At 66.6% G+C, this 22,015-nt stretch carries 22 protein-coding genes; 5 read left to right on the top strand and 17 right to left on the bottom strand.

From position 1 onward, the window contains the following. Positions 1 to 148: 148 nt before the first annotated feature. Genes cobK through cobM form a run of 17 tightly spaced genes read right to left on the bottom strand, consistent with a single transcriptional unit; the run spans position 149 to position 15,997 of the window. Entirely contained in the window at positions 149 to 922 is a 774-nt protein-coding gene (gene cobK, locus AAAX34_RS07865) for a precorrin-6A reductase (RefSeq protein WP_195544696.1), read from the bottom strand. Further along, on the bottom strand, positions 919 to 1,560 hold the full coding sequence (locus tag AAAX34_RS07860) for a precorrin-8X methylmutase (RefSeq protein ID WP_195544695.1): 642 nt from the start codon (positions 1,558 to 1,560) through the stop codon (positions 919 to 921). Before AAAX34_RS07860 ends, cobK begins: the two co-directional genes overlap by 4 nt. Next, positions 1,561 to 2,076, bottom strand: a complete 516-nt coding sequence (locus tag AAAX34_RS07855) for a cob(I)yrinic acid a,c-diamide adenosyltransferase (RefSeq protein WP_035138235.1) — start codon at positions 2,074 to 2,076, stop codon at positions 1,561 to 1,563. After that, positions 2,073 to 3,572, bottom strand: a complete 1,500-nt coding sequence (locus tag AAAX34_RS07850) for a cobyric acid synthase (RefSeq protein ID WP_346976484.1) — start codon at positions 3,570 to 3,572, stop codon at positions 2,073 to 2,075. Before AAAX34_RS07850 ends, AAAX34_RS07855 begins: the two co-directional genes overlap by 4 nt. Next, positions 3,565 to 4,788 carry a threonine-phosphate decarboxylase gene (locus AAAX34_RS07845; RefSeq protein ID WP_250787121.1) on the bottom strand — a complete coding sequence of 408 codons (1,224 nt, stop codon included), beginning with the start codon at positions 4,786 to 4,788 and terminating at the stop codon, positions 3,565 to 3,567. Before AAAX34_RS07845 ends, AAAX34_RS07850 begins: the two co-directional genes overlap by 8 nt. After that, a complete protein-coding gene (gene cbiB / locus AAAX34_RS07840; RefSeq protein ID WP_250787120.1) occupies positions 4,785 to 5,759 on the bottom strand; it encodes an adenosylcobinamide-phosphate synthase CbiB in 975 nt (324 codons plus the stop codon). The genes AAAX34_RS07845 and cbiB overlap by 4 nt, the downstream gene beginning before the upstream one ends. Further along, the gene (locus tag AAAX34_RS07835; RefSeq protein ID WP_250787119.1) at positions 5,759 to 6,760 is read right to left on the bottom strand and encodes a histidine phosphatase family protein; all 1,002 of its coding nucleotides are present in this window, start codon (positions 6,758 to 6,760) and stop codon (positions 5,759 to 5,761) included. The genes cbiB and AAAX34_RS07835 overlap by 1 nt, the downstream gene beginning before the upstream one ends. Next, entirely contained in the window at positions 6,757 to 7,524 is a 768-nt protein-coding gene (locus tag AAAX34_RS07830; RefSeq protein ID WP_035138233.1) for an adenosylcobinamide-GDP ribazoletransferase, read from the bottom strand. The genes AAAX34_RS07835 and AAAX34_RS07830 overlap by 4 nt, the downstream gene beginning before the upstream one ends. Further along, entirely contained in the window at positions 7,521 to 8,069 is a 549-nt protein-coding gene (locus AAAX34_RS07825) for a bifunctional adenosylcobinamide kinase/adenosylcobinamide-phosphate guanylyltransferase (RefSeq protein WP_035138231.1), read from the bottom strand. Before AAAX34_RS07825 ends, AAAX34_RS07830 begins: the two co-directional genes overlap by 4 nt. Then, a complete protein-coding gene (locus tag AAAX34_RS07820) occupies positions 8,066 to 9,208 on the bottom strand; it encodes a nicotinate-nucleotide--dimethylbenzimidazole phosphoribosyltransferase (RefSeq protein WP_349110731.1) in 1,143 nt (380 codons plus the stop codon). The genes AAAX34_RS07825 and AAAX34_RS07820 overlap by 4 nt, the downstream gene beginning before the upstream one ends. Next, positions 9,201 to 10,583, bottom strand: coding sequence for a cobyrinate a,c-diamide synthase (locus tag AAAX34_RS07815; RefSeq protein WP_233504586.1), 1,383 nt, complete (start codon positions 10,581 to 10,583; stop codon positions 9,201 to 9,203). The genes AAAX34_RS07820 and AAAX34_RS07815 overlap by 8 nt, the downstream gene beginning before the upstream one ends. Continuing rightward, a complete protein-coding gene (cbiE, locus tag AAAX34_RS07810; protein ID WP_349110729.1) occupies positions 10,580 to 11,929 on the bottom strand; it encodes a precorrin-6y C5,15-methyltransferase (decarboxylating) subunit CbiE in 1,350 nt (449 codons plus the stop codon). The genes AAAX34_RS07815 and cbiE overlap by 4 nt, the downstream gene beginning before the upstream one ends. Further along, positions 11,917 to 12,660 carry a precorrin-3B C(17)-methyltransferase gene (gene cobJ, locus AAAX34_RS07805; RefSeq protein ID WP_117769633.1) on the bottom strand — a complete coding sequence of 248 codons (744 nt, stop codon included), beginning with the start codon at positions 12,658 to 12,660 and terminating at the stop codon, positions 11,917 to 11,919. The genes cbiE and cobJ overlap by 13 nt, the downstream gene beginning before the upstream one ends. Continuing rightward, positions 12,660 to 13,751 (bottom strand): cobalamin biosynthesis protein, encoded by a 1,092-nt coding sequence (locus AAAX34_RS07800; protein WP_233506150.1) that lies wholly within the window; start codon positions 13,749 to 13,751, stop codon positions 12,660 to 12,662. The genes cobJ and AAAX34_RS07800 overlap by 1 nt, the downstream gene beginning before the upstream one ends. Positions 13,752 to 13,793: 42 nt before the next feature. Further along, positions 13,794 to 14,027 carry a hypothetical protein gene (locus AAAX34_RS07795; protein WP_199576891.1) on the bottom strand — a complete coding sequence of 78 codons (234 nt, stop codon included), beginning with the start codon at positions 14,025 to 14,027 and terminating at the stop codon, positions 13,794 to 13,796. Then, positions 14,020 to 15,204 carry a cobalt-precorrin-5B (C(1))-methyltransferase CbiD gene (gene cbiD / locus AAAX34_RS07790; protein ID WP_316365785.1) on the bottom strand — a complete coding sequence of 395 codons (1,185 nt, stop codon included), beginning with the start codon at positions 15,202 to 15,204 and terminating at the stop codon, positions 14,020 to 14,022. The genes AAAX34_RS07795 and cbiD overlap by 8 nt, the downstream gene beginning before the upstream one ends. A 1-nt stretch (position 15,205) precedes the next feature. Continuing rightward, on the bottom strand, positions 15,206 to 15,997 hold the full coding sequence (cobM, locus tag AAAX34_RS07785) for a precorrin-4 C(11)-methyltransferase (protein WP_138112457.1): 792 nt from the start codon (positions 15,995 to 15,997) through the stop codon (positions 15,206 to 15,208). A 458-nt stretch (positions 15,998 to 16,455) separates the two neighbouring features. Here cobM and AAAX34_RS07780 point away from each other — a divergent pair, with 458 nt between their 5' ends. The 5 genes from AAAX34_RS07780 (at position 16,456) to AAAX34_RS07760 (ending at position 21,918) form a co-directional block, all read left to right on the top strand. Next, positions 16,456 to 17,382 (top strand): sirohydrochlorin cobaltochelatase, encoded by a 927-nt coding sequence (locus AAAX34_RS07780; protein WP_117837190.1) that lies wholly within the window; start codon positions 16,456 to 16,458, stop codon positions 17,380 to 17,382. Between the two features lie 145 nt (positions 17,383 to 17,527). Beyond that, positions 17,528 to 18,061, top strand: coding sequence for a hypothetical protein (locus tag AAAX34_RS07775; protein ID WP_035138217.1), 534 nt, complete (start codon positions 17,528 to 17,530; stop codon positions 18,059 to 18,061). A 4-nt stretch (positions 18,062 to 18,065) separates the two neighbouring features. Further along, the gene (locus AAAX34_RS07770; protein WP_349110727.1) at positions 18,066 to 19,637 is read left to right on the top strand and encodes an ABC transporter substrate-binding protein; all 1,572 of its coding nucleotides are present in this window, start codon (positions 18,066 to 18,068) and stop codon (positions 19,635 to 19,637) included. A gap of 4 nt (positions 19,638 to 19,641) precedes the next feature. Then, on the top strand, positions 19,642 to 20,682 hold the full coding sequence (locus AAAX34_RS07765; RefSeq protein WP_349110726.1) for an iron ABC transporter permease: 1,041 nt from the start codon (positions 19,642 to 19,644) through the stop codon (positions 20,680 to 20,682). Beyond that, positions 20,683 to 21,918: an ABC transporter ATP-binding protein gene (locus AAAX34_RS07760; protein WP_349110725.1), complete on the top strand. Its 1,236-nt coding sequence runs from the start codon at positions 20,683 to 20,685 to the stop codon at positions 21,916 to 21,918. Positions 21,919 to 22,015: the final 97 nt, after the last annotated feature.

The following is a 22,015-nucleotide window of genomic DNA, read 5'->3' as shown; positions in this document are numbered from 1 at the left end:
GCTATTTCACCGCAACTTATTGAAGGGCTGCTTGCGCCAGTTCCGTGCGTCGTCCTCGAGCGATTGGCGGATGACAGGCTTGTACGGGTCGAGCTTGCTCGGGGCGCTCCTCCTCGCAGGCGGGAGGGCACGCATGCGCGGCGAGCGCCTAGCGCGCGAACTCCCGTAAGAGCGCGTCTTCCACTTCCCTAAGCGAAAGGGCCCCGCCTCCCTCGGCGGGACGGGCGACCACGATACAGCGCGCTCCCACGTCGCGCGCGGAGGCGATCTTCTCGGCCGTGCCGCCTACGGTTCCCGAGTCCTTGGTCACAAGCCACTGGGCGCCCACCTGCCGAAGCATCGCCTCGTTGAGCTCGCGGGTGAAGGGCCCCTGCATGCCGATGACGTGCGACGGCGAAAACCCCGCGTCGATGCACTTCGTTATAGCACCGGGCAGAGGGAGCACACGCACGAAGAAGCGCTCCGCGAAATCGGCGACGCGCGTGTAGGGAGCAAGCTCCTTGCTCCCCGTCGTGAGAAGCGCGCGACCCGGGTTCTCGGAGAGAAAGCGCGCCGCGCAGGCGATCGACGCGACCGACACGACGCCTTTGGGCAGCACCTCGACCGGGCGCGCAAGGCGCAGGCATCGTGCACCCACGGCGAGCGAAGCGGCCCGGATGTTGCCGCTTGCGAGCGTAGCGAAGGGGTGCGTGGCGTCGACGACGATGCGCGCGCCGGAAAGCTCACGCTCCATGTCGGCCTCGTCGAGCCTGCCCGCATGCACCTCGATGCCCGGAAGCTCGCCCAAAAGCTCGCCTCCGTACTCGGTTGCCGCGTAGGCACGGGCGGGGATTCCCGCCCCGCTCGCCCATTCGCACAGGAGGCGGCCCTCGGTGGTGCCGGCGAAGATGCGCAGCGCCGGCGCGGATGCGGGGGCCGTCACTTCGGGCCGCCTGGGCGCGTGATCTGGTAGAGCAGCGCGTTCATAATGGCGGCCGCCACGGTCGAGCCGCCCTTGCGACCCCTCGCGACGATGGCCGGCACGCGTCGCGCGAGTAGCTCCTCTTTCGCCTCGACCACGTTCACAAACCCAACCGGCACCCCAACGACGAGCGCGGGCGCGATCTTCCCCGCGTCCATGAGCTCGGCGAGGCGCAGAAGTGCTGTGGGAGCGTTGCCGACGGCCACGATGAGCGGACCCTCGATGCCGCAAGCTTTGTCCATGCTCGCAACGGCGCGAGTCGTGCCCGCGGCGCGCGCCGTTGCGGCGACATCCGGGTCGGCCATAAAGCACACGGCCTGGCAGCCGATCTTCGCGAGCGCGGGCTTGCTTATGCCTGCGAGCGCCATGTTCGTGTCGGTGAGCACCGTGGCCCCTGCGCGCAGTGCGTCGAGCGCACAGTGCGCGGCGTCATGGGTGAACACGAGGGAATCGGCGTACGAGAAGTCGGCAGTGGTGTGGATGACGCGCTTCACGACGGGCTCTTCGAGCGGCGGGAACGTGCGGCCGCCGAGCTCTTCGGTGATGATTTCAAAGCTGCGCCGCTCGATGTCGCCGGGCGCCATCTCCTTGGAATCCATCTAGTACTCCACTCCTTCCCTTGCACATATCCCCTGCTCGTAGGGGTGTTTCTCGCACCGCATCTCGGTTATGTAGTCGGCCTTCTCCACGATCTTGCGGGAAGGCGCGCGCCCGGTGAGCGCTACTTCGACGCCGCGCGCGGACATATCGAGCGCGCGGTCCACGAGCGCCTCGTCGACAAGCCCCTTCGAAAGCGCGTCGAGCGCCTCGTCGAGCACGAGCAGCCCCTCCTGCGCGCCCTCGAGCTCGGCGAGCGCGGAAGCGAGGTTCCCATCGTGCAACTCGCGCGTCGCGGCAAGTTCTTCCGACGTCATGGACCAGGTAAACTTGTCCGACGCCTTCCCCGCGAACACGGGCACGCCGAAATGCTCGGCGAGCAGGCGCGCCTCCCCGCTTTCGCCGTCTTTCAGGAACTGCACAACGACGACGCGGCGGCCTGCGGCGAGCATGCGAAGGGCGAGCCCCATCGCCGCCGTGGTCTTGCCTTTGCCGTCGCCATGATACACGTGGATCATACGCCCTCCTCGATAATGCGGTAGACATACTCCATGTCGAGCGCCCCGCGCACGGAGTCGGCCAGGCGGTCGAACTCGCGCGCACGGTGATCGGCCGCGGACACCGCGCCCTCAGCACCCACGACGCTCTCGGGCAGGCCGCGCATGCGCGCGAGCGAGCGCGCGAGGGCGAGTGCCACCCCCGGTTCGTCGAACAGGCCGTGGAGATAGGTTCCGAACACGTTTCCGCAGGCCGCGCCTTCTGGTTTGCCGCCAATCGTGCCCGCAGGGGCGCAGGAGACGGTCGTATCGCCGTCGTGAATCTCGTACCCGCGCGCCGTCATGCCGTTCCACACCGAGAACGCGCCTTGGGCGCCCGTGATGCGCAGCTCCGACTGGGCGAGGCGCTTTTCCTCCTTGAACACCGTATTTGCAGGGATGAGCCCGAGCCCGCGCGCGGTGCCAGCGCCTTCCCTGCCGTGCGGGTCGGAAAGCTCGTCTCCCAAAAGCTGGTAGCCTCCGCATATGCCGAGCACCGGCGTGCCCGCGCCCGAAAGCGCGCGTACACAGGCTCCGATGCCGCTAGCCGCAAGCCAGCGCGCGTCGTCGAGCGTGGACTTCGAGCCGGGAAGCACCACCAGGTCGGGTCGGCCCAGATCGGTCGTCGAGGAAACGTAGCGCACGCCCATGCCGGGCACGCGCGAAAGCGGGTCGAAGTCGGTGAAGTTCGACAGATGCGGAAGGCGCACGACGGCGACGTCGATGACGCCGCGCGCCTCGCGGGCAGATAGGCGCGGCGCGAGCGAGTCCTCGTCGTCCAGGTCGAGCGTAAGAAACGGCACGACCCCCACGACGGGAACCCCGCACATCTTCTCGAGCGGGGCCAAACCCGGGCGGAGGATTTCCACATCGCCGCGGAACTTGTTCACAACAAGCCCCCGCAAAAGCGCGCGATCCTCGGGCGCAAAGAGCGCGACCGTGCCGTAGAGCTGGGCAAATACCCCGCCTGGGTCGATGTCGCCCGCGAGCAGCACGGGGGAGGACACGGCGCGCGCGAGCCCCATGTTGACGATGTCGTTTTCGGCAAGGTTGATTTCGGCGGGGCTGCCGGCGCCCTCGATGACGATGACGTCGTTTTCCTCCGCGAGCGAATCGAACGACTCCAAAATCTGCGGCATGAGCGCCTTCTTTCGCGCGAAGTAGTCCCTCGCAGCGAAGGCTCCCTGCGCCTTGCCGGCCACGATGAGCTGGCTTCGGTGGTCGCTTTCGGGCTTGAGCAGGATGGGGTTCATACGCACGTCGGGCACGATGCCACACGCCTCGGCCTGCATGATCTGGGCGCGCCCCATCTCGAGCCCGTCGGCCGTGACACCGCTGTTGAGCGCCATGTTCTGGCTCTTGAAGGGAGCCACGCGCAGGCCGTCCTGCGAAAGCACACGGCACAGCCCCGCCGCAAGCAGGCTCTTCCCCGCGTTCGACATGGTGCCCTGGATCATGATGGGCTTCGCCCTACCCACGGGTATCGACCTCCTTCGTCGAGCCTCGGCCATACGCGCCCGCCATAGCGCCGCTGCAAGAAGCGCAGCCCCGTTTGTCGGGTTCGCCTTCGCCCGATGCGCCTTCCACCCGAAGCGCGCGGCCGAACGCCATCGCAAGCCGGGCATTCTCCTTGCGCGTGCGCACCGCGACGCGGCACCAGAAACGGGACAGTACCGAAAACGAGTCGCACGTGCGGACCAAAACCCCCTGTTTATACAGGCGCTCGGGGATGTCTTTCGCCGGTGTCCGGACTAAAAGGAAGTTCGCATCCGACGGCACGACGGAAAGCCCGAGCGAGGAGAGCTCGTGGGAAAGCCACGCTCGCTCGCCCGCCAATACATCGCGCGTGCGCGAGACGTATTCGACGTCTTCCAGGGCGGCGATACCCGCGGCCTCGGCGACCGAGGAGACGGGCCACGCCTGCCCCGCCCGGCGAATCCCCTCGAGGAGTTGGGCGTTTCCGCTGATCAGATATCCTAACCGCAACCCCGCCATTCCGTAGAGCTTGGTGAATGCGGAGAGCACGGCCACATGGCGCGAACACGCGGCGCGTGCGGCCACGCTCCTTTCGCGGGCGTCGGGCGCAAATCCGAGGAAGCACTCGTCCACGACGAGCAGCGCGCCCACCTGCTCGCAGCGGCAAGCCGCGGCATCGATCACGCGGGGGTCGACGAGGCGCCCCGTCGGGTTGTTCGGATTGCAGATGTACGCCACGTCTCCCGGCCCCTCGATCGCGCGGGCGAAGGAGGCGGGCACGTCGAAGTCGTCCGCTTCGGAGAGCGGGAACTCCTGCACGCATGCGCCGTAGTACGATGCCGCCTCCGCATATTCAGAGAACGTCGGCGCGCACACGACGATGCGTTTCGGGCGCACCGCCGCGGCGAGCCGCCAAATGATGTCGGACGCGCCCGCGCCGCAGACGATAGTATCTTCGGGAATGCCCTGGGCACGCGCTAGGGCGCGAACGAGGGCGAGGCTTTCCCTATCGGGGTAGGCGTCGATTCGAGAAAGCGCCTTGCAAGCTGCGGCAACGGCGCGCGGCGAGGGGCCTGCCGGATTCACGTTCACCGAGAAGTCAATGAGGTCGGAGGCGCCCCCTTCGCAAGCGATGCCGAGCGATTGCGTGCTACCCCCATGCGCACGGGCGCGCAGGATTCCCCCGGCAGCCCGGGACGCGGCGTGGTCTTCCCTCATACCATCGCCCCCACGGCGAGCACGACCGCCGCGCGTGCGGCACCGAAGACGACGAGCGCGCATACGGACGCGGCGAGCATGAGCCTAGTCGCCCGGGCGATGTCGCCCCACTCGATTTCGCGGGACGCGTCGCCTATCGTCGGTTTCTCAACGAGCTTGCCGAAATACACCGCGGGTCCTGCCAGGCGCAGCCCGAGCGCGCCCGCACACGCTGACTCGGTCTGCGCCGAGTTGGGGCTCGCATGGCGACGCCTGTCGCGGCGCCAGATGCGCGCCGCCCCGCGAGCATCGAGCCCGACGATCGGGCACACGGCGATCATGAGCAGGGCCGATAAGCGCGAGGGAATCCAGTTCACCGCATCGTCGAGGCGCGCCGAGGCGCAGCCGAAGTCGATGTAGCGCTCGTTTTTGTAGCCCACCATGCTGTCGAGCGTGTTCACCGCCTTGTACGCCATGCCCAAGGGCGCACCCCCGATCATAAGGTAGAAAAGCGGCGCGATGACGCCGTCGCTCGCGTTCTCCGCCACCGTTTCCACGGCGGCGCGCGCAACGCCCTGCTCGTCGAGAACAGACGTGTCGCGTCCCACGATGAGCCCGACGGCTTCGCGAGCCGCGACAAGGCCGCCCTTCGAGAACGCGCGGGCCACGGCCAGGCTCTGGCGGCGCAGCTCGCATGCCGCGAGAATCTGATAGCTCGCCCATGCCTCGGCCACGAAGCGCAAGCCGGGGTGAACCATGCCGCAAAGATGCAGGATTCCCAAGGTCAAAAGCCCACACGCAAGCGGAAGCGCCACGGCAAGCACAAGCCCTGCGGCGCGCGTGCCCGCGGACGTTTGCGGGAATGAGCCCCGCAGGCGGCCTTCGGCCCACGTGATCGCGCGCCCCATGGCGACAACGGGATGGGGAAGCCAGCGCGGGTCGCCGAAGGCAAGGTCGGCTGCGAACCCGGCGGCGGCGGCAAGAATCGTCATCACCGGGCATCGCCCCCCGAAGCGGGGCGAACGTCGCGAAGGCAGCGCCCATCCCAGGTGGCGGCCCATGCGCCGCCCGGCTCGGTATGCACGTCGAAATATCCCATTTTCGGGACAGCTAGCTCGGAGAGCAGCGCTTTCACGGTACCCGCGTGAACGACGAAGACGGCGCGCCCACTCCCCTGGGCGCGCTCCGATTCGCACGCCTCCCGAAACGCCGCGACGACGCGGCGGGTGAAATCGCTCTTGCCCTCGCCATGCGGGCAGCGCGTCTCGCACCAAGAGTCTACCCAGGCGCGGTAGCGCACATCCTCTTTAAGCTCGGCGGCGCTTCGCCCCTCGAAGTCACCGAAATCCATCTCGCGCAGACCGGGGCACGCCATAAGCTCCGCGTTCGGGAAGAGGATGCGCGCCGTCTGGTCGGTGCGGGCCATGCCGCTCGTGATAACACGGAACACGTCACGATCGCACGCGAGGTCGCGCAAAGCGCGCTCGCCCGCGCTCGACAGGGGCTCGTCGGTGCCCGCCCCGCTGTAGCGATGGTCTTCCGTGCCCGCCGTGGCACCATGGCGCACGAAGACGACCTCCAAAGGCGCGCCCGCGCCCTGCGTCCCTCGAGGAGCATCGGCAAGGTTTCCTTTGATGACCTGGGGAATCCCGCACGTCATGCGCACGACGACGTCGGCGCGCGCAGCGAGCGCGCATCCCAGGCGCCCCGCGCGCTCGCGCCATTGGGCGTCTTCCGCATGCATAGGGACGACCCCCGAGCCGACCAAGGACAGAATCACTGCGTCGAAGCCGATCAGCCGCTCGAGCGCCCGGTCAGCGTCGAGCGCGCGTACGAGTTCCTCAGCATGGTACGCGACGCGGCCGGCAAAAGCCGCGGGCACGCCGCCCTCCGCAAGCTGCGCCGCGTCGACGAAATCGTCCGCCGCGAACCCGAGCTTTTCGCGCACGAAGGTCCTCTTCCCCGAATGCGCGCCGCCTACCACGAGAATCATAGGAGCATACCCCCCGCCACCAGCATGGCAAGCATCGCGAGCTCGGCCCATTGCAGAAACCATCCGGCCAAATCCCCCGTCACCCCGCCGAAGCGGGACAGGGCAACATGACGGTACCACGCGAGCGCCAAAAGCCCCGCCACCGCCATAAGGGCGCCGACGGCCCGAGCGCACGCGACCATCCCTGCAGCCGAAGCCGCAGCGAAAGCGCAAAGCGGCACGACGATCGCCGCGCGCTTCTTAGCAGGCGAGAGTCCCGCGGCCATGCCGTCCGCCCGCGCGGCAGGCCAGCATTCTACGGCGAGCCCCGAAAGCGCGCGGGAGAACACGAGCGAGCACAGAAGCGCGAGGAACGCCCCCGCCGTAAGCGGCAGCGCGGTGAACAGGGAAAACTGCAGAATAAGGTACATGACAACACCGATGACCCCGAAGGCGCCTGCCCGCGGGTCGTGCATGATCTCGAGCTTTCGCTCGCGCGGGGTCCAACTTGCAAGCGCATCGGAGGTGTCGCAGAGCCCGTCTAGGTGAATGCCTCCCGTCACCGCCACAGGCAGCGCCACGAGCACAGCCGCGACGATGGTCGCGGGCACGCCGAGCAGGTTCGCCACGTGCCCCCATGCCGTCATGAGGAAGCCTTCCGCAAGGCCCACCAGGGGAAACGCGGCAAGCGCATGGGTTGATCCGAAATCGGTCCAGGCCGATTTCGGGACGGGGATGCGCGAGAACGTTCCGAACGCCGCGCCGATTGCCTCTGCTATCTTCACCTTGTAGGTCCTTCGCCTTTCATCCACACGGGAATCCCGCATACCACTTCGACTGCGCGGTCGGCCAGCGCCGCCACGCCCGCGTTCACGCGCGCGAGCGCGCGCCTCCATGCCTCGGTCCCCTCATCGTAGCGCATCCCATCGGCGAACACGTCGACGGTGACCACCACCGTATACGCAGCGGCCTGAGCGAGCCGTTCGATGCCTCCGAGCACCTCGCGCGCCGCAGCGTCGGGGTCACGTGGGGACAAGCCGCCTTCCGCGAAAAGCTCGTTTGCAACCAGGTTGCCCACGTCCTCCAAAAGAAGCGTGCAGCCGCGCGGAAGCCCGGACACTGCGGCGCCCACGTCACGCGTGCGCTCGAGGGTGGAAAACCCCTTGCCCTCGCGCAGCGCCCGATGGCGCGCGATGCGGCGGGCGCCCTCTTCCCCGAAGGGCTCCATCGTTGCCAGGTACACGCGAGGGCCATCGTGCCCGAGGCACAGGGACTCGGCGTAGGCGCTCTTGCCGCTCGCGGCGGCGCCGATGACGAGCGTCACCGTCATTTCCCGGCCTCGAAATGCTCGTAAGCAGCCATGCCAGTCGCCGTGAACGTCTTCCCATCCCGGTACACGCGCAGCGCCGAATCCAGAAGGGGCAGATACGCCATGGCGCCCGCGCCCTCGCCCAAGTGCATGCCTGCGTCGAGGGGTGCCTTAATGCCGATCTCGCGAAGGAGCTCCTGGCTTGCGGGTTCGCTTGATGCGTGGGTGCCCACGAGGTAGCCCAAGGCGTTAGGGCACAGGCGCGCCGCGCACAGGGCCGCCGTGCAGGATATGGCCCCGTCGAGGAGCGCCGGCGCCTTCGAGGCCGCGGCCCCCAGGTAGAAGCCGCACATCGCCGCGATGTCGAAGCCGCCCACCTTCGAGAGCACGTCGATCGGGTCGGCGGGATCGGGAGAGTTCGCGTCGATAGCGCGCTCGACCACGTCGCGCTTGCGCGCGAACGAGGCGTCCGAGAGCCCCGCGCCGCGCCCGACGAGGCTCCGTGCGTCCGCCCGGAGGAGCACTGCGGCCACCGCCGCCGAGGTGGTCGTGTTGCCGATGCCCATCTCGCCCGCGGCGAGAAGGCGCACGCCGGCGCGGGCAAGCCCGCACGCGACGGCGATTCCGACTTCGATCGCGCGCACGGCCCCATCGCGAGACATAGCGGAACCGTGCGCGATATTACCGCTCCCCCGCCGCACGTTCGCGAGCACCATGCGCGCGTCTTCTATGCCCCGGGCCATACCCACGTCGACGGGCACGACCTCGGCACCCGCGAACGCCGCCATGCGGCAGGCACTCGTGGCCCCCTCGCACATGTTGCGCGCGACGGCTCGCGTCACGTCTTGTCCGCTTTGCGACACGCCTTCGGCAACGACCCCATTGTCGGAGAAGAATACCGCGAGCGCACGGGGAAACTCGGCCACCTCGGCGCTCCCCTGAGCTGCGGCGATACACGCGACGGCGTCTTCAAAGTCGCCCAATCCCCCCAAGGGGTGCGCGATGGAGTCCCACGCGGCGTACGCGGCGGCGCGGGCGCACTCGTCTGCGGGCGCGATCCGGGAGAGCGCGGCTTCGAGCACGGCGCCCGGCGCCGACGAGAACGCGCGCTCGACTTCCTCGCGGATGCAGGCAAGCGCGGTTTCGGTTGCTTCAGCCATGCCGTCTCCTCTCTGCGAACGACGCTGCGGCAGATGCAAACGCGCGCACAACGTCGGGGTTCGCAGGATAGTACACATGCGGGAAGCCCGCAACCAGGGACGGGGTGGTCGTCATGCACGGCCAGCCCTTGTCGCGCCGGGGCTTCTGCGCCCAGAAGTCGCCGCCCGGGCAGGTGGACTGCCAGTAGTGGAACTCGTGCGCGCGGATGCGTGTGCCGCGCGGCCCGTAGAGCCCGTCGCGTTGAGAAGTGAGCTCCACGTACCCGAAATGGGACAGCCTTCCCCCGTTCTCGCTTGCGCCCTCAAGGGCGCCCGCAACAGGCCAGCGCCGCCCCTCGCTATCGGCGATTTCGCGCTGCAGATACAGAAACCCACCGCATTCGGCGACCGTCGGCATGCCGGATTCCACCGCGCGCCGCACCGCCTCGCGCATCGGCGCGTTCTCGGAGAGCTGCCGCGCATGGAGCTCCGGGTAGCCGCCCCCCAGATAGAGGGCGCTTGTCCCCCGGGGCAACTCGCTATCACACAGAGGGCTGAAAAAGGCCAGCTCGCAACCCAGGTCCTCGAGCGCGCGCAGGTTCTCCTCGTAGTAGAACGAGAACGCCTCGTCACGCGCGACGGCGACGATGGGCCGCGCTCCCGCGATCGGCTCCAACCGGTATGGTTCCTCGCGGATATCGGGTGCCGTCGCCGCTATTTCGAGCAAGCGGTCGACGTCGACGCTCTTTTCCACCAGCTCGGCCATCTTGTCGATGCGCGCGGAGAGCTGCTTGACTTCGTCGGCGGTCACAAGCCCCAGATGCCGGCTTTCGAGCGAGAACGCCTCGTCGGCGGGGATATTACCCAAAACCGCGACGCCCGTGTGCTTCTCGATCGCAGGCTTCGCGTAGGCGCAGGCAGCGGCGCTCGTCTTGTTCAGCACGACGCCGCGCACGTTCGCACAAGGCAGGAACTCGGCGATGCCGCGGATTACGGCGGCGAGCGATAAAGACGCCCCGCGCCCGTTCACCACTAAAACGACCGGCGTTTCCGTGTCGCGCGCAACCTGGTAGCTGCTCGCGTAGGCCACGCCGGGCGCCATGCCGTCGTAGAAGCCCATGACCCCCTCGAGCACCGCGACATCCGCGCCCGCGGCGCCGCGTGCGAGCAGGGCGCGCAGCGTCGGGGCGTCGGTGAAGAAACCGTCTAAGTTGCCCGAGCGCGCACCCACGACGCGGCGATGAAAGAGCGGGTCAATGTAGTCGGGGCCGCATTTGAAGGCCGCGCATGCAAGGCCGCGGCGCGCGAGCGCGCGCAGGAGCGCACACGTTACGACCGTCTTGCCGCTCCCGCTCGAGGGCGCAGCGACCATGAAGCGCGGGATGGACGTGCTCACCGGGCACCGCCTTCCCCACCTGCACCACGCGCGCTGACGAGGAACACGGGGTTTTGCGCCTTCATAAGATGATGCGAGCCTACAGCCTCGGCGCGGGCGGCCGACAACTGGCACGCCTCGAACCCCTTAAAGCGCGAACCCGAGAGGAGCGCGCACGCCTCAGTGAGTGTCTCAATGGTGACGCATGGCACACACAGGCGAACCTGCGAATTCTTCTCGAGCGCCGCCTCCACGATGGAGGGAAGCTCGCCCGCGCTCCCGCCGACGAACACGGCGTCGGGGACGGGCAGTTTCGCGAGCGCTTCGGGAGCGACGCCGGGGACCGCATACACGTTGCCGCACCCGAATGCATCCGCGTTCTCTCGGATGAGCCGCACGCCGGTCGCGTTGCGCTCGACCGCCCATACCGACCCCGCTCGCGCGACGAGCGCCGCCTCGATCGACACGCTCCCCGTGCCGGCGCCGACGTCCCACACGGTGTCGGTCGCGGTAAGGCGCAGCTTCGCGAGCGCGACGGCTCGCACCTCCTGCTTGGTCATGGGAACGTCACCGCGGATGAAGAGCTCGTCGGGAATGCCCGAGGAAGCGTACGGCCAGCGGGAGCTCGCGGCGCGGGATGCGCCCGCAGAGTCCACCACGGAAGAAGTCGCCGCGGGCGCAGACGCGCCGGCCGGCGCCTCGGAGGCTGCGCTAGAGCCCGCAGGCGACCCGGCGCCGCCTGCGAAATCGATAAGCATCACGTTCAAGTCGTCGAACGTCTGACCTGCGATTTCACTTGCGGTCGCACAGATGATGCGCTCGTCGGGGTACGACAGGCGCTCGGCCACCGTCACGCGCGCGTCCCCGAAGCCCGCCTGCACAAGCTCGCCGGAAAGCCGCGAGGGGTCTTCCCCGCCCGACGTGACGAGGAAGAGCTCACCTGCGCGCTCGCCCTCGGCCACGATGTCGCACGCCACGCCGTGAGCGCTCGCAAAGCGCCAATCGTGCCATGGACGCGCGAGGCGCGCGGCGAGATACGACGCTGAACTTATGCCGGGAATGACGCGCACGTCCACCTGCGCGTTGCCGGAGAGCGCCTCCACCAGGCGGCGCGCGCCGCTGAACAGCCCCACATCGCCCGTCATCACGACCACGGCGCGCTGCCACGACGCCGCATCGGTGAGCGCGGCGACGATGTCCGCCGTCTTCACGAGCTCGCATCTCACCACGTCGGGCGGCACGTCGATGCCGGCAAGCGCGCGATGAGCGCCGATGACCACATCGGCGATGTCGATCGCGTCGAGCGCCGCGCGCGAGAGCAAGTCGGGGTTTCCGGGCCCCGCCCCGATGATCGTTACCTTTCGCATGGAATCTCCCGATACCCGCGCGGCGTGACCATACGGCCGCCTACGAGCTTCGTGTCCGCGTTGCCGACGAACACGGTGGTGAACATGTCGGCGTCGATCTCCCCCAGCTCGGAGAGCCTGCACATGCCCGACTGCTGCCCCTCGCGCCCGATGTTGCGTACCCAGCCGCAGAGCGTGTCGGGGGCCTTCCATTCGAGCATAATCTTCGCCGCGCGTGAGAGCCTGTCGGCGCGCTTTCTGCTGCGCGGGTTGTACAAACAGATGCAGAAGTCGGCGCTCGCCACGGCGGCGAGCCTGCGCTCGATGACCTCCCACGGCGTGAGCAGGTCGGAGAGCGACACGACCGCGAAGTCGTGGGCAAGCGGGGCGCCGAGCACCGCCGACCCGCTCTGAGCCGCGGTGGCCCCGGCGATAACTTCCACGTCTACATCGGGGTAGTCCTCCGCAAGCTCCAGCACGGGGCTCGCCATGCCGTACACGCCCGCGTCACCGCTGCACACGAGCGCCACGGCTTCTCCGCTCTGCGCGCGCGAAAGCGCCAGGCGGCACCGTTCGACCTCGTGCATCATCGGCGTCGCGAGATGCGCCGCGTCGGGCACGGCGGCGAGCGCGAGCTCCACGTATTTCGTGTACCCCACAACGATGTCGGCCGCCTCGAGCGCGCGCCGGGCCGCAATCGTCATGCCGTCGGGGCCGCCCGGGCCGATCCCCACCACGAAGAGCTTTCCCATCACCGCTCCTTAAACGAAAGTTCGATAGTTACCTTGGAAAACGCGACGGTCACGCCGCCATGAGCGAGCTTCGGGAAGATAAGTTTGCCCCCGTCCGCGAGCGCCGCGCGCTCGCACACGTTGTCAACCCCCACCGTCGCGCGCACGAAATCAGATGGCGAAACGCTGCCTTCGACTTGCGACAACTCATCTGCGGAATACGTCGCAAGCGGAATGTTGCGCGCGCGGCAGAAGGCGAGCAGACCCTCCTCGTGCGCCTTCACGTCAATCGTCGCCGCCTTGCGCACGGCCGAAGGCGAGATACCCGCCTGCCCGCACGCGAGAAGAAACGCCTCCTCGATCGCTTCGGCGCACGCACCGCGACGGCACCCAATGCCCGCAACGATGCAGGGCACGACAAGGCGAAGCGGCTCGGGCGCAGGCGCCTGCGCCCGCACGCCCGCCGGCTTCCCCGTCTCACCGGCGGGCACGACCTTGCCCGTTGTCTCCGCCACGCGAACGGACGCACCTTCATTCGCGCCAGCAAACGGCGACACGACGATATCGGCCCGAGCGCGGTCGGACGCAATGTCAACTCCCTCAGGCGGTTGTCCCGAAATCGGCATGTCGGAATAGAGCGCCACGCGCCCGCCAGAAAGCAGCCGCGCCGACACTCGCTTGATGGCCTCGGGATTCGAAACGGGGAGCCCCGCACAGCGCGCCCACGTATCCACCGCCCACACGCCGCGGACGTCGGTCGCCGTGGTGATGACGGGGATGGCCCCTGCCGCGCGTGCCACAGTTTGCGCAAGCTCGTTCGCACCGCCCAAATGCCCCGACAAAAGCGGGACGGCAAAGCGCCCCGCCTCGTCGATCGCCACAACCGCGGGATCGTTTACCTTCGAGGCGACATGCGGCGCGATCGCCCGCACGGCGATGCCCGCCGCGCCCACGAACAGAAGCGCGTCCGACGCTTCCCACGTGAGCGCCGTCCATGCGCGCAGGTCGGCCTTCCCCTCGCCGAACCCGCGCGAAACGGAAACGTCCCAGCCAGGGTCATCTTCACCTGTCTGCGCGCAATCGGAAAGCGCGCGTGCGGTGCGCTCCGCCAACGCATACCCCCTCTCAGTGAACGCTATGCAGGAAACCCTCATCTAGCGCACCACCATCGTCGAGAAGTAGCTGCCCCGATCGGGCACATCGTCGAGCGAGCGGTACACGCGCTCGCCCGGAAGCCCACAGTCCTCTACGAGCTCGGCACCGTCGAAGGTGCCCTCCTCGCGAAGGATACGCTTCGTGTCCGCAAGCGAGCGGCGCGCCTTCATAGCCACCTTCGTCCCTGGCCAGCCGATTGCGCGGCCCACCCCATACAGCACGCCTTTACTCATACGTCGCCCCCAATTCCCCGATAACTGCATCGGCGCCCGACGTGCGGAAAAGCTCACGGCGCTCCGCGTCGAACACGACCGCGGCGATGTCGCATGCGCCCGCCGCGCGGCGGCGCAACCTGTCCTCGATTGCCGCAGCGAGCGAGGCGCGCGCAGCGTCCCCCACGCCGGCGGCCTCGATTACCTCGAGCGCCACCGTGGTCGTGACGGACGTCATGATCTCGCGCACGGTCTTCGCGCCCGCGCCGGCCATGGCCGCGTGGGCGGCCAGAATCTCCGCGCGGCAGTCGGCGGTACGCGAATGGGTGTCCATGATGCCGCCCGCGACCTTCACCAATTTGCCGATGTGTCCCACAAGAAGGACATTGGTGAATCCCTCGCGAACGCAGCAATCAATCGCATCGCCCACAAAGTTGGAGATGAAGACCACCGGCGCACCGTTTAGGTGGAAATGCCCCGAGATGAACTGCCCGCCGTAGTTGCCGGGCGTGAGCACGACTCCGCGCCGCCCCATAGCCGCATGCTGCCGGATCTCGAGCTCGATGCTGTCGCGCAAGGCAGCGAGACTGCGAGGCTCGACGATGCCCGTCGTGCCCAGGATGGAGATGCCGCCCTCTATCCCCAGGTGCGGGTTGAAGGTCTTTTCGGCTAGGGAAACGCCCTCGGGTACCGAAATCGTCACAGCAATATTTCCAGAAAAGCCGTGCGCGGCGCACACCTCGCGCACCGCCGAAGTGATCATCGCGCGCGGCGTCGCGTTGATGGCGGCCGCCCCCACCGGCTGCTCGAGCCCGGGCAACGTCACGCGCCCCACGCCCACGCCGCCATCGACGGAAACTTCCGATTCGTGCGCGGGCACGTCCTTGCTGTCCGCAGCACCCGTGCCCGACCCCGAATGTTCCACGCGCGCGTACACGAGCACGCCGTCGGTCACATCGGCATCGTCGCCCGCGTCCTTACGCACGGCGCACTGGGCGCACCCCTCGCCGATGCATGCGTCGACCACGTCCGTCTCGACGGGCAGCCCGCCGGGGGTGACGATCGACACGAGGCCGACGGGCTTTCGTGACAAGAGCATCTCGCAGGCTGCCTTCGCCGCGAGCGCGGCGCAGCTCCCCGTGGTGTAGCCGCAGCGCAGGCGGGTCGTCCCGGTATATATGTAGTGCTCGAAGGCCACGCTAACTGCTCGCCTTCCGATACCCCGTGGCAAACGAAGGGTCGTAAAGCTTGCTGCGCTCGTACGACTCCGCTTGCGCGCCGTTGTGCGCAAGCCCGCCGCGAGCCCCGAGCACGCGGCCCACCACCACGAGCGCCGTGCGGTCGATGCCCTCTCGCGCGCCCGCATCGGCGAGCGTGCCCACTGTGCATCGCACCACGCGCTCCTCAGGCCAGGTCGCCTTGTACACGAGCGCCGCCGGCTCGTCGGAGCTGCGGCCCGCGGCCAAAAGCTCGGCGGAAAGCTCGGCGAGCATACCCGAGCTCAGGAAGATGACCATAGTCGAGCCGCTTTCCGCCATGGTGCGCATGCCCTCGCCCGCGGGCATGGGGGTACGTCCGGAAAGTCGCGTGATCACGACCGACTGGCTGATTCCCGGCAGCGTGTATTCCTGGCGAAGCGCCGCCGCGGCACCGCAAAAGCTCGACACGCCGGGCACCACCTCGTAGTCCACGCCGCGCGCGTCGAGCGCGTCCATCTGCTCCTGGATGGCGCCGTACAGGCACGGGTCGCCCGTGTGCAGGCGCACCACTTCCTCGCCCCGCGCATCTGCCGCGCACATCACGTCGAGCACTTCCTCCAAGGTCATGTGCGCGCTGTCGTAGACGATGCAGGATTCCTTGCACTCAGCGAGCAGCTCGGGGTTCACAAGGCTTCCCGCCCAAACGACCACGTCGGCCGCGCGCAGAAGGCGCGCCCCGCGCAGCGTGATAAGGTCGGCGGCGCCCGAGCCTGCGCCAACGATATGAATCATCCGAGCCTTCCCTTCCCGTTTCTCATCGCAACCGTTTACGCCGCCATTCGCGCAGCGGGCAAAACACGGCGCCTGCGGCGGCAATCGGCGCAAATACGCAGGCAGGAGGCGCAATGCCGCCCGCCCTGGCTTTGACACGTTCACAAGTGCCCACTATCATAGTAAAAGATTCGGCAACGAGCATATGACAATCGGATAAAAGGAAATGACCGGCGCGGCGCCCGCACAGCCCGCGCTGGCTTGCGGAGGGAACCAGGTGGGAATCCTGGGCAAGGGACATTACTGTATAGGACGCGCGGGCGAACCGCCTCGCGCCCCAAGCCAGACTGCTTCGCCTTTTCCTCACGGCATCGCCGTGGCGTTAGCTCCTTGTGAACCCCGAGGGGTGCGCTTTTCTTTCGCTTGTGCCGACAAGCAACTGTCGCCGGGGGACCGGCAAACCGAGGAAAGGAAAAACCATGTCCGACCAGATGTCACGCCGCGGCTTCATGGGCGCCGCAGCAACCGGAGCCGTCGCGCTCGCCGGAGTCGCGCTCGCGGGCTGCTCCAACACCTCCGCGAGTTCCGAGAAATCGAGTGAAAAGGAGAAGGCCGTGAAGCCGGTCATCCTCGTCACGAGCTTCGGCACGAGCTACAACGACTCGCGCCACATCACCATCGGCGCCATCGAAGACGCTATCCGCGAGAAGTACTGGCAGGACTACGACATCCGCCGCGCCTTCACCGCGCAGATCATCATCGATAAGCTGAAGAAGCGCGACGGCATCACGATCGACAACATGACCGAGGCGCTCGACCGCTGCGTGGAAGACGGCGTGAAGGAAATCGTCGTGCAGCCGACGCATCTCATGGGTGGCCTGGAATACACCGACGTGAAAGACGAGCTCGACAAGTACGCCGACAAGTTCGACAAAATCTCGCTCGGCGACCCGCTGCTCACCTCCGACGACGACTACAAGAAGGTGGCCGCAGCCATTAAGGAGAACATGGCGTCCTTCGACGACGGCAAGACGGCGCTGTGCCTCATGGGTCACGGCACCGAAGCCGATTCCAACGCCGACTATGCCAAGATGCAGGAAGTGTTTAAGAACGAGGGCTTGACGCAGTTCTTCGTCGGCACCGTCGAGGCTGAACCGACCTGCGAGGATGTTATCGCCGCCGCGAGCGCCGCAGGCTACAAGAAGGCCGTGCTCGCGCCGTTCATGGTGGTCGCGGGCGACCACGCGAACAACGACATGGCAGACGAGACCGACCCCGACAGCTGGGCTGCGAAGTTCGTGGCCGCCGGCTTCGAAGTGACGTGCCTGCTCCAGGGTCTGGGACAGAACGTCGCGGTCGACGAAATCTACGTCTCGCACGTGGACGACGCCATCGCCAAGCTGTAAACTCGCCGCGCACGGGGGCGCCGGTCGCGTCCCCGTGCAACGGGCATGCGCCTTCCCCGACTGACGGCGCATGCCCGTTGCATTCGCATCCCGCCCGCCCACCGCACGGCGCGGGCGGTCGAAGCGATTGAAAGGAACCCCCTCCATGTTGAAGAAAACCCTCGCCTTCGCCCTGTCAGCGGCGCTTTTCGCGTTCTCGCTCGCCGGCTGCGGCGGAAATTCAATCGACAGCGCAAAGGCAAGCGATGCCGATTCCCAGGAAAAGACCGAACAGGCGGCCGATGCGCCCGAGGGCGCAAGCGCTGCCCCCATCACCGCCGACAAGGTGGCCGACGGCACCTATCCGATCACCGTAGATTCCAGCTCGAACATGTTCAGGATTGTGGACGCCCAGCTCATCGTGGAAAACGGCTCCATGCACTGCGTGATGACGCTTTCCGGCACGGGCTACGGCAAGCTCTTCATGGGCACGGGCGACGAGGCTGCCGCCGCGAGCGAGGCCGACTTCATCCCCTATGTGGAAAACGCGGAAGGCAAGTACACCTACGACGTGCCCGTTGAAGCGCTCGACGAGGACACCGCCTGCGCCGCGTGGAGTATTAGAAAAGAGCAGTGGTACGACCGCACGCTCGTGTTCGAATCCGCCGGCGTCGATCTGCGCGCCGACGCACTGAAGTAACGCCATGCGGTCGATTCTTCCCAAGGGGGAAAGCAGGAAGCGTCGCAGCATCGCGGTGCGCGCGATCGCCTGCGTTCTCGTCGCCCTGCTCGCGCTTCCCTTCGCGGGGTGCAGTGCGAGCCCGAACGCGACCGGTGGCACGGCAGGCTCTCAGGAATACACTGTGAGCGTCTCGCTCTCCGGCGGGTCAGGGCGCGCAAGCATCGCCTCACCCACCACAATTGTGAAGGATGGCGACACCTACACCGCGACCATCACCTGGTCGAGTTCGAACTACGACAAGATGACCGTCGACGGCGTGGACTACGCGCCCGTAAACGACGGCGGCAACTCCACGTTCGAGATACCCGTCACGCTCGACGAGGACATCGCCGTGTCGGCCGAGACCGTCGCCATGTCGACGCCGCACACCATCGACTACACGCTCTACTTCGACTCATCCACCATGAAGGAGAAATCGGGCGACGAAGCAAGCGGCGGCTCCCCTGCGGGAACGGCTTCAAGCGCCGCGGCCGACTTCCACAACGCCGATTTGGGCTGCGGCTGGAAGCCGACGGGGACGCTTCAGCTTGAATACGCCGAGCACTTCACTGTCGACGAGTTCGAAGGCGGCCTGCGGCTTATCTGCATTTCGAACGGGGAGCGCTTCCTCGTGGTGCCGCAAGATGCGAAGGTACCTGATGGGTTGAGCTCCGACATCGCGGTCATAAGGCGCCCCGCCGACAAGGTGTACCTCGTGTCGTCGGCGACGATGTGCCTGGTCGACGCGCTCGATGCGAACGACAATATCCTCATGTCGGGCACGAAGGCCGACGATTGCTCGGTCGCGGGCTTCAAAAGCGCGCTCGAAAGTGGGGCGATCGCCTACGGCGGCAAGTACAGCGCGCCCGATTACGAGCAAATATCGGCCTCGGGCTGCACGCTCGCCATCGAGAACACCATGATCAACCACACGCCCGATGTGAAGAAAAAGCTGCAGAAGCTCGGGCTCGTCGTGCTCACCGAACAGTCGTCGAGCGAGCCCGAAGCACTCGGGCGCGTCGAGTGGATTAAGCTTTTCGGCGTCCTATTCGACAAGGAAGACGAGGCCGCGCACCTGTTCAACGAGCAGAAGGCTCGCGTCGAGCAAACGTCGGGGCTCGCGTCGTCAGGTAAAACCGTGGCGTATTTCTACATTAACTCGAACGGGGCCGCCGTCACGCGGCGGGCGGGCGACTACGTGGCGCAGATGATCGAGCTTGCAGGCGGCAGCTACGCGCTCGATGACGCGCAGACGGCATCGACGTCAGGTTCGTCAGTAACGCTCGAAATGGAGCGCTTCTACGCGACGGCGAAGGATGCCGACATCATCGTCTACAACGGCACCATCGACGAATCGGTTGCCACCTTGAAAGACTTCGTAGGCAAAAACGCGCTATTGTCGCAGTTCAAAGCCGTAAAGAACGGCAACGTCTGGGTCACAAGCGCCGACATGTACCAGCAGATGACTTCTACCGCCGACATTATCGACGAGCTGCACGGGGCGTTCACCGGCGATGACGCGAGCGACTTCCATTATCTGAGGAAGCTTGGCTAGCGTCATGAGAAGCCGGCTTTCCATGACATACGACGAATCGGGGCGCGCCGCGCGGTGTCGAGTCGTGACGGCGCTGCTCGCTGTTGTCATCATCGTGCTCGTCGGGGCCAACCTGTGCATCGGGAGCGTGCTCGTGCCCGCAGACCACATCCCCGGCATCCTTTCGGGCGGCGCGGCCAATTCCATGGAAAGCCAAGTCATCTGGGAGATTCGCCTGCCGCGCGTGCTTTCAGCCGTGCTTCTCGGCGGGGCACTTTCGCTCTCCGGGTTCCTGCTGCAGACGTTTTTCAACAACCCCATCGCCGACCCGTTCATCTTGGGCGTCTCCTCGGGCGCAAAGTTCGTCGTCGCGCTTACGATGATCGTGCTTCTGGGCGCGAACCAGGCCATGTCCTCGCCGGCCATGGTGGCCGCAGCGTTTCTGGGATCGCTTATCACCATCGGCTTCGTGCTCCTCATCGCACGGCGCATAAGTTCCATGGCCATGCTTATCGTGGCGGGCGTCATGGTGGGATACATCTGCTCGGCGGCGACGAACTTCCTCATCGCCTTCGCCGACGACCAGTCCATCGTGAACCTGCACAACTGGTCTTTGGGTAGCTTCTCGGGTTCGGGCTGGGACGACGTCGCGGTCATCACGGTCGTGGTGATCGCCATGAGCGCATGCGTATTCGCGATATCGAAGCCCCTTTCCGCCTTCCAGCTAGGAGAAGCCTACGCGAAAAGCGTCGGCGTGAACGTCGCACGCTTCCGCGTGGTGCTCGTCCTTCTAGCGAGCATGCTCTCCGCCTGCGTGACCGCGTTCGCTGGTCCGGTGTCGTTCGTAGGCATCGCGGTTCCACATCTCGTGAAGTCGGCGCTGAAGTCGTCGAAGCCCATCAGCGTGATTCCTGCGTGCTTCTTGGGAGGCGCCATCTTCTGCGCGGGCTGCGATTTGATCGCGCGCACGCTGTTCTCTCCCGTCGAGCTTTCCATCAGCGCCGTCACCGCCATCTTCGGCGCGCCGGTGGTTATCGCGCTCATGCTGAAGAAGCGGGTGAGGTAGATGGGGGAATTCATGCCGCGGCCCAAAACGCTCCGAGCGGAGTCGAACCTCGAAACCCCGGTCGAAACGCAGGCTGACGGAGCGCCGCTTTTCCGCATAAGCGACCTGTCGGCGGGCTACGACAAGAAGATCGTAGTCGAAGGTGTCAATCTGGAGGTTCGCGCGGGCGACGTCGTGGCGCTCATCGGGCCGAACGGCTCGGGCAAGTCGACCATCTTGAAAACCATCACACGCCATCTTGCACCGCTTGCCGGCGCGGTAGAGCTCGACGGACGGGAGATTTCCCGATGGAAGACGGCGGAGTTCGCAAGGAACCTTGCCGTTATGCTGACAGATCGCCCCCGGACCGAGCTCCTCACCTGCCGCGATATCGTAGAGGCGGGAAGACATCCCTACACCGGGCGAATGGGCACACTCTCGCCCGACGACCATAGTCGGGTCGACGAGGCAATGAAAACCGCACATGTGGAAGAGCTCGCCGAGCGCGACTTCATGCAGATAAGCGATGGGCAACGCCAGCGCGTCATGCTCGCACGCGCCATCGCGCAGGATCCGCGTGTGCTCGTGCTCGACGAGCCCACGTCGTATCTCGATATCCGCTACCAGATCGACCTGCTGCGAATACTTCGCCACCTTGCGAAATCGCGGAATGTGGCTGTCATCATGTCCATCCACGAACTCGAGCTCGCGCAGAAAAGCGCCGACAAGGTGATTTGCGTGAAGGACGGCCGGGTCTTTCGCGCCGGCGCACCCGAGGACATATTCACGCGCGAGACAATTGGCGAGCTCTACGGCCTTCAGCATGGCACCTTCAACGAGCGCTTCGGCAGCGTGGAAATTGGGCGCCCACACGGTGATGCGCACACGTTCGTCATCGCCGGCGCAGGTACGGGGTCGGCTGTGTTTCGCCAGCTCATCCGGCAGGGCAAGGCGTTCTACGCGGGCGTTCTGCACGAAGGGGACATCGACTGCGAGCTCGCGCGCGACCTGGCGACGGAATGCGTGGCCGAGCGCGCCTTCGAGCCGATCGGGGATAAAACCATAGCCCGCGCCAAAGAGCTCCTCGTCCACTGTGCGCGCCTTATTGTGTGCCCCGCCGCCTTCGGCACCATAAACGCCCGCAACGCAGAGCTCGTCGAGTTCGCACGCTCGCATGGTATCGAGGTCGTGCGAGCGTGCGAAGGCGCATCGGAAGATTCCCAATTGTGGAGTGGGTATGATGAATTGGACACCTAGTTAAGAGCGAAAGGTGTTCAAGATGACCCAAAGAAGAAAGCGATACGACAGGCAGTTCAAGGTCTCGGCGGCAAAGGTGGTCCTGTCCGGGGAAATG

The organism is Collinsella sp. CLA-ER-H4, from assembly GCF_040092395.1.
Lineage (GTDB): Bacteria > Actinomycetota > Coriobacteriia > Coriobacteriales > Coriobacteriaceae > Collinsella.
The sequence above is the reverse complement of the archived record's forward strand: the minus strand, read 5'-3'. Positions and strand labels throughout refer to the sequence as shown.